Annotated in this window: 5 protein-coding genes; 1 reads left to right on the forward strand and 4 read right to left on the reverse strand. The window is 57.1% G+C overall.

Annotation, left to right across the window (positions count from 1 at the left end):
- Positions 1–243: 243 nt before the first annotated feature.
- The 4 genes from ABID19_RS33865 to ABID19_RS33880 all read right to left on the reverse strand — a co-directional run bounded on the left by ABID19_RS33865 (position 244) and on the right by ABID19_RS33880 (position 6,443).
- Positions 244–1,491: a pyridoxal phosphate-dependent aminotransferase gene (locus ABID19_RS33865; protein ID WP_263807207.1), complete on the reverse strand. Its 1,248-nt coding sequence runs from the start codon at positions 1,489–1,491 to the stop codon at positions 244–246.
- Complete coding sequence (locus ABID19_RS33870; RefSeq protein ID WP_263807206.1) at positions 1,491–3,200, reverse strand: thiamine pyrophosphate-dependent enzyme; 1,710 nt, start codon at positions 3,198–3,200, stop codon at positions 1,491–1,493. Before ABID19_RS33870 ends, ABID19_RS33865 begins: the two co-directional genes overlap by 1 nt.
- Positions 3,201–3,487: 287 nt before the next feature.
- Positions 3,488–5,179 carry an ABC transporter ATP-binding protein gene (locus ABID19_RS33875; RefSeq protein ID WP_263807205.1) on the reverse strand — a complete coding sequence of 564 codons (1,692 nt, stop codon included), beginning with the start codon at positions 5,177–5,179 and terminating at the stop codon, positions 3,488–3,490.
- Between the two features lie 67 nt (positions 5,180–5,246).
- Positions 5,247–6,443, reverse strand: a complete 1,197-nt coding sequence (locus ABID19_RS33880) for a M24 family metallopeptidase (RefSeq protein ID WP_263807204.1) — start codon at positions 6,441–6,443, stop codon at positions 5,247–5,249.
- A gap of 200 nt (positions 6,444–6,643) precedes the next feature.
- On the opposite strand from ABID19_RS33880, the gene ABID19_RS33885 reads away from it, so the two are divergent.
- A complete protein-coding gene (locus tag ABID19_RS33885; protein ID WP_354494823.1) occupies positions 6,644–7,576 on the forward strand; it encodes a GlxA family transcriptional regulator in 933 nt (310 codons plus the stop codon).
- Positions 7,577–7,760: the final 184 nt, after the last annotated feature.

Below are 7,760 nucleotides of genomic sequence, written 5' to 3' on the forward strand. Positions count from 1 at the left end.
AGGTGGGAGTGTGTTCTTCCAAGAAGTACGGCTTTGAGACTGACGAGTAGAAGCCAGGAAACGGAACAGCTAAGAAGCTTCTTCAGGCGGCGTGCTGAGTTCGCAAGGCGGTTCGGCCCAAAGGTGACCCGATCGAAGTTACCTATTTTCTCAACAGGTCTGGGAACCCACGCGAAGCGGGTTGCAGGAGCCGGAAGTGAGAATGCAAGTTGCTCCTAGCCGTCTTGGATCTGAGGTTGGATTTCAAAGCGCGGTCTCGCGACGCAGTCCGACAGATTTTGTGTCATGCCGCCCATCCCACCCCAGTTGTCGGCAACCTACCCCGATGCGGCGAATGCCTTCAACGATATTCTCGTCAGAGGTTGCCACTGACAGCCGTAGAAAAGGATCCGCGTAAAAAGCGGCGCCAGGCACCGTGACCACCCCTGCAACTAAGAGGTGGTCTGCGAGGTCACTAGACGACGCTATAACGCCTCCATTTGGTGCTCTTTTACCGATAAAAGCCCCGCAATCGACATAGAGAAAGAATGCACCTTGCGGCGCCGGTGCCTTAAGTCCCGGCACCTTCGACAACTCCGACAGGGCGAGATCGCGGCGCCGGCGATATACCTCGCAACGTTCACCCAAAAATTCCTGTGGCCCGTCGAGTGCGGCCACGGCGGCGGCTTGGCTGATCGAACAGGGTCCACCACTTGTCTGTGAAAACAACGCACGCAATCCGGAAGTCCACCAGTCCGGTCCGCCGGCATAACCGATACGCCAACCGGTCATGGCATAGGCCTTGGACAGTCCGTTGACGGTCAGTACTCTGTCCCCCAGATCCGGAGCTACCTGTGCTAGAGTTGCGAAGGTCGCCGGTGAGAAAACTATGTGTTCGTAAAGATCGTCGGAGATCACGTTGACATGCGGATGACGGCGCAGCACCTCGGCGATCGCGCCCAGCTCCTCGGGTGAAGCCACGGCGCCAGTCGGATTACCGGGCGAGCACAACAACAGCAACTTGGTTTCTGAAGTGATTGCAGCTTCAAGCCGAGCCGCATCGACGCGATAGGCTTCGTATTCGCTCGTTTCCAAGAACACCGGCGTTGCTGCACACACCTGGGCCATGCCCACGTGCGACGTCCATGCTGGCGTCGAAAGGATAACCTTGTCACCGGGATTCAGGATAACCTGCATGGCGCTGGCGATCAACGGTTTCGCACCAGCGGCAATCACTACCTCTGACCGCTCAAAGGTCAGTTGATTGTCGCGAGCGAATTTGCGCCGCACCGCGTCCTTCAAGGCAGCCGTACCGTCTGCGGCAGTGTACCGGGTCACTCCGGCTTTGATAGCTTCTATCCCGGCCGCTCGGATATGGTCTGGCGTATCAAAATCGGGCTCCCCTAATGACAGGTCGATTAAATTGTTGCCACGGGAACGCAGTTCGGTCGCGCGCTCGAACATCGCGCCGATGGGTGATGCCGGGACCCGACGCATAGTTTCTGACAGCATTACTCGCAATCCTCTGAAAGAGTGTGGTTGGGGCCGAGGCTGTTGGGCCCCACCAAGACATGGATTACAGCCGCACGGCCTGCAGAAAGTGCACGGTCCAGTGCTGGCTCGAACTCAGCCGTATCATCCACCCGCTCGCCATGCGCGCCATACCCCTCAGCAACCTTGGCAAAATCGGGATTGCGCAGAGTTGTTCCTGAAACGCGTCCCGGGTAGCGCACTTCCTGATTTCCGCGAATTGTGCCGTATTTGCCGTTGTCGATTATTATGAACAGCGGATCCACCTGGTATTGGATCGCCGTGGCCAACTCCTGCCCGTTCATCAGAAAGTCTCCGTCGCCGCCGATGTAGACCGAACGGGAGTGTGGACGCACGAACTTAGCGGCAATCGCTGCAGGGACACCCATGCCCATAGCCCCGCTAATAGGTGCAGCGGCTCCTAGAAACTGTCGGTAGCAATAGTGAATGTTGGGCCAATCCGAGGCATTGCCCGCACCCGTGGTCATTGTGGTGTCGCGTGGCAGACGCTCATTTAGCACTCGCATCACCTCGGCCATGTCAACCGGGCCAGGCTGTGTCGGCAAAGCCAGCCCCCTGGCATAGCCGGCTTTCGCCTGGGCGGTCGCCGTTGTGTGGCGGCGGTCGGCGCTCGATCCGGAAAGTGCCATCGCGGCGAGATTTGGATCGGCCAGGATTGGCAGATCAGCTTGATAGAGCCGGCCCAGCTCTTCCGTCCCCGGATGAATGTGAACAAGTCGGCAAGCAGGCTTGGGAGCCGCAATAACCGTATGTTTCATTGTGGTCGGATCGTTCAGGCGAGAGCCTAGCGCGATGATCAAATCGGCATCACGAGCATATTGGTTTGGCTCCGGTATGCCTCCGAAGCCGACACTCCCTACGAAATTCGGATGATCGTGCGGAAACAAGCCTTGGCGACGGAACCCGACAGCGACTGGTAGGTCGTGCGTCTCGACAAAGCGAATGACGGCTGCATGCCCCTCGGGCGTCCACATAGCGCCGCCCAAGAGCAAAAGCGGACGTTTTGCCTGCTGTAGCATCTGGGCCACTCCGGCGATATCCGCGGATGAAGGGACCGCTGGCGTTGCACGAACTGCGGCCAGGTCGGGCGTGTCAGTCAGCGAAAACAGCATGTCTTCGGGTAGGGCGAGAGCAACAGGACCGGGTCGGCCCGAGACTGCTACCTTGAAAGCCCGGTTGACATATTCGGGCAAACGCGAAGCGTCGTCGACTTCTGCGACCCATTTAACAGTCTGGCTCAGAAAGCGGCGATAGTCGATCTCCTGAAAGACTTCACGGTCGCGGTAAGGGCGACTGATCTGGCCAATCAGAAGAATCATCGGTGTCGATCCCTGCATGGCCGTATGCAATCCGATGGTGGCCGAAGTCACGCCGGGTCCACGCGTCACGAAACAGATTCCTGGTCGCCCGGTCAGATCGCCATATGCGGCGGCCGCGAAACTCGCGCCGCCTTCCTGCCTCATCGTGATATAACGCAGAGCGTTACCACAATCTCGAATGGCATCGAGTGCTGCAAGATAGCTCTCTCCCGGTACGCCGAAGATCACTTCGGCGCCATTAATCTTCAAGGCTTCGACAAGTACTTGCCCACCGGTGCGCATAACCACCCCATGTTCCACAAAAACCAACTCCAGCGGATCATCAACCAGAGTGCTTGTGACAGTTGCCATTGATTCCGATGCTGGAAAGAAAACCAGAAATGAGGGGTCACACCCAGCGAAAACGATTCATGGGCCGTCAAAATCACTCAACGGCAAGGTGGAGCGGCGCTTTCCCGTGAACGGCCGTTTCGCCGCTCACGACCTTGACCTGCCCGAACGGTTCAACTCTTCAGATTGAGGCAACTTCCGCAGGGTCCAGTTGCTCCCTTGGCGGGCCAACGTACTGGACGACGAAAGCTCGAACTAGGTATAAGGCCATCTGACGCGCTCGAATTTTCGGAACGGAGCACTTAACGCTAAGCCGTGCGGAAGGCTTCCATCGCGTCTGACAACGCGCTCTGGTCAAGCTGCACCTTCGCGTATGCTCTCTCCAGCCAGCCCATTTCCACTCGCGGCACCGAGTTCAGCAAGAGTCGCGTATAGGGATGCTCGGGGTTCACAAGCAACCGGCCAGCCGGGCCGGCTTCTACGATCAAACCGCGATGCATGACAGCGACAGTATCCGCGATCCGTGACACGGTCGAGACATCATGCGAGATGAAGAGCATGGCCACACCTAGCTTTTCGCGAAGCTGGGAAATCAATTCGACGATGGAGTTACGCACAATCGAATCCAGAGCCGAGGTGACCTCGTCGCATAGGATCAACTCCGGTTCCGCCGCCAGCGCCCGCGCTAGGTTGATCCGCTGTTTCTGGCCTCCTGACAACTCGGAAGGGCGTCGATCCATCAAATCGTCCCGCAGCGAAACGAGGTCCAGCAATTCGCGTACCCGATCACGCCGACCGCGGCCCCTTAACCCCGTGAAATACTCTACAGGCCGTCCTAGAATCTTTTCGATGCTATGGCTCGGGTTCAAGGCCGTATCCGCACTTTGCGAGACGAGTTGGATGCGGCGGACCATCTCCTTGTTACGATCTTCCACCCGAGGCGTGAGTGGTTTGCCATCTATCAGCATTGCGCCTCGCGCCGCAGGCAGCAGTCCCGAAATCACCTTTGCCAGTGTGCTTTTGCCCGAGCCAGATTCTCCAATTATGCCGACGACGGCTCCTTTCTCTATAGACAAATTGACATCGCGGATCACGGGATATGCAGGCTGACCGCTCGGGCCGATCGGCCCATACCCGGCGCATATACCTTGCAGCTTGAGGAGAGGCACCTCAGCGAAGTCCGCGGTTGGCCCCGGATGGGCACAATCCAAAGACGGCGTTCCTGCTGCCATGAGGATACGCGAATATTCGTGCTTCGGCGCGGCGATCAGGGCCGACATGCCGGCTTCTTCCTTGATTTCGCCGTTAAGCAGCACCGTCACTCGATCTGCAATCTGGGCCACGAGGGCCAGATCATGGCTGACATAGATTGCAGCCGTGTTGTGCTTCTTGATCAGATCCCGGAATGCCATCAGAACTGATAACTGCGTTGTGACGTCGAGCGCGGTCGTAGGTTCGTCGAAAATGATGAGGTCGGGATGCGAAATCATCGCCATGGCAGCCATCAGTCGCTGGAGCTGCCCTCCAGAAACTTCGTGGGGAAATCGCCGCGCGATCTTGTCGGGTGTGGGGATGCGTAATTCTTGGTACAGGACACTCGCTTGCGCCATGGCTTCCGCGGCCGACATCAGTGCGTGTTCGCGCGGGGTCTCCGTCACCTGCTGGCCGATCCTGAGGCTCGGGTTGAATGACGCAGCAGCGCTCTGTGCCACGTATGAAACGCGATTGCCTCGGATATCGCGCAAGGCATGAGCGGGCAATGTGAACAGATCCGTTCCATTTAGAAAGACTTGACCAGAGGCCCGGCGCAGGCCCGGCCTGACATAGCCCATGGCGGAAAGCGCAATAGTTGTCTTGCCACTGCCGGATTCGCCAATAAGGGCATGCACCTCACCGGGGTGCACCTTGATGTTGATGTCACTTACGATGGGCCTGCTACCCTCAAAAGGTTCTTCCAATTCAAGCCGGAGATTGCGGATTTCAAGGACTGGTTTCGTCATACTCTTTTTCCTGCAATTCTTCGACCAAAGCTGGACGACACACCCACAAGTTCGCGCACAAGCCTGCTCAGTGAAGTTCGCGAAATCCATGGTCCAGCAGCGTCAGGGTCTCAGGGCCATTCGCACCTATCAGGAACATATCCTCAACGTTGAACCCTCCTTGGTCGATCGGATAGAAGGGCAATTCAAGGCACATTACCATGCCTTCCTGCAGAACCTGGTCGGTGGGCCCTAGAAATGGCGGCTCCTCGGTCTGATCGTCCAATCCAATGGAATGGCCAATATGCCCGCGAGAGTAGTTGCGGAGGCCATGGTCCCTGACCGTTTCGATAGCCGCCTCAAAGATGTCGCCGATCCGAACGCCGGGGCGCAGCATCTCGCGCGCCATCTCAAAACCGGCCGTCAAGGCGTGATGGATTTGGCGCTGTTCAACGGTGCCCTTTCCCATGCAAACATGTCTACAACCATCGCTCCAATAGCCGTTCACCCGCGCGCCGCAATCTAGCTTTATCACGTCACCGGTTTGCACGACCTGTCCGTCGCCGGTTCCGACATGGGGGAAGAAAAAGCTCCGCTCAAATCCGTTCAGGGACGGATCGCGGCGGACGGCGTCTCGCAGAGACGCCTCGAATGTGCGTTGAATGTCTGCCAGCCGCTGTCCTTCGTGGAGCGCATCAAATGCCGCGCCGGTGCCGATGTCAAAAAGGCGCGCTGCCTTGCGCAGTTCTAGTATTTCGGCCGGATGCTTAATCTGGCGGGTCCGGTACGCGACATCGCGACAATCTACCAAACGGTTTCCAGGAAAACAGGTCCGGAGCGCCTCGTAGGTCTCGTGCTTCATAAGTGAAAGATCCGAGCCGATGACAGCACCCGACAGCCCGCGCGACCGCACGACGTCCCGGACCAAACCAAAGATTTCCGCATAGTCGTACTGCATGGGGCGAGATAAAATGGCGCCCGATTGCGCGCGGATCTCCTCAAAGGTTCTGTTTTCAGTCCAAAGGGAATACGTCCGGATATCCGCGATATCGCTGTGCCTCCGGGCGTCCGGTGCACAGTATTCGCTGACGATCACCGCAGGTTCCAGGTCGCTATCCGCCGGCAAGACGACCATGTCCGTTCCGGTCATCTGCCAAGAAAGGTCGATAAAAGCACTATTGTAGCCCGAGAGATAACGGAAGTTGGCAGGCGTGACGGCTATATAAACATCGATACCCGCGTCGCGGAGATTTCGGCAGAATCGCTGTCGGAGATCGTTGTGCATGATGTATTCCTTAGTGTCTTCCATTGAATACCTTGCACGTCCGCCCCGATCGGAGTGATAATCATTCGTCAAAAACCGGCCTTCGTTGGCCAATTCGGGAAACTGCCGTGGGATCACAGGTCACTTTTCGGAACCGGCCAGAGAAGCGGGTCTATGGTTTTCTGCTCCTAGATCAGTATCCTTTGCTCCCCGTGGCGGGAATGATCGACATTCTCCGTGACGCAGACTACGTCACGGATCGGGTCAATCATCAGTGGTTCACGATCTCTGTAGACTCACGCGAAGTCGTCGCAATGAACGGTTTGCGGTCGATATGCGATTACACCGTCGAAACCGCTCCTCAGTGCGACGTGGTTGTGGTTTGCGCCGCTCTAGGGGGGCATCTCTTCGAAGATGATCGGTTGTTTCGCTGGCTGCGATCACGATACGCCCAACACACCACGGTTGGCGCCATTGCGACTGGAACCTGGGTGCTAGCGAAAGCCGGGTTGCTGTCCAATCATCGCTGCACGCTGCACTGGGAAGACATTCCAGCTTTCGAAGAGCAATACCCACGTCTGACGGTGGAACGATCCCTGTTTGTTCGCGACCGGCAGATTTTTACATGTTCCGGCGGTACAGCAGCAATTGACCTGTTCCTGCAACTCGTAAGCGAAACCCTTGGCCCCGAAGTCTCGTCCGATGTAGCGCGACAGATTTTGTATCAGACAATTCGGCAGGGATCCGAGGTGGTCCCTATCAAGGAAAGCCCGTTTCGCCGAATCGGAAATCAAGCCTTGCGCAAAGCCGCTCAGCTTATGCATGACAACGTGGATTTCCCCTTGTCGATCGAGACCATCGCGGCGCGTAGCGGCACTTCTCAGAAACAACTGGAGCGTTTGTTCGATCAGCATTTTCGAACAACACCTCAGTTGCACTATCGAGCAGTACGTCTCGACCAGGCGCGCGCATTGGTGCGACTGACGGAGTTTGCAATATGGGAAATTGCAATCGCCACCGGTTTTTCCACTCCGCAATACCTTTCAAAGTGCTATCGCGCGCGATTTGGCATATCGCCATCTCAAGAACGGCGCAACCTTGCCCGTTATCAGGACCCCCTTCCTTCAGTTGTCCTACACGATGGTACATCGTGAAAATTAGTGTGTCCAAAGAGGACCAAAAAATGTCGCATGAGTATCCGTAGGGGGCGCGGATCGGTGTACCGTTTATTGATCTGCCAGAGCGCCCTCTAATTTAGGAAAAACTGATATGGAGTCGCATTCACCGTTTAGGCCTGCAGGACCAAATCGCCGTGATGTGCTTGCCGGCGCTGCCGCA

Source organism: Mesorhizobium robiniae (assembly GCF_040545535.1).
GTDB lineage: Bacteria > Pseudomonadota > Alphaproteobacteria > Rhizobiales > Rhizobiaceae > Mesorhizobium > Mesorhizobium robiniae.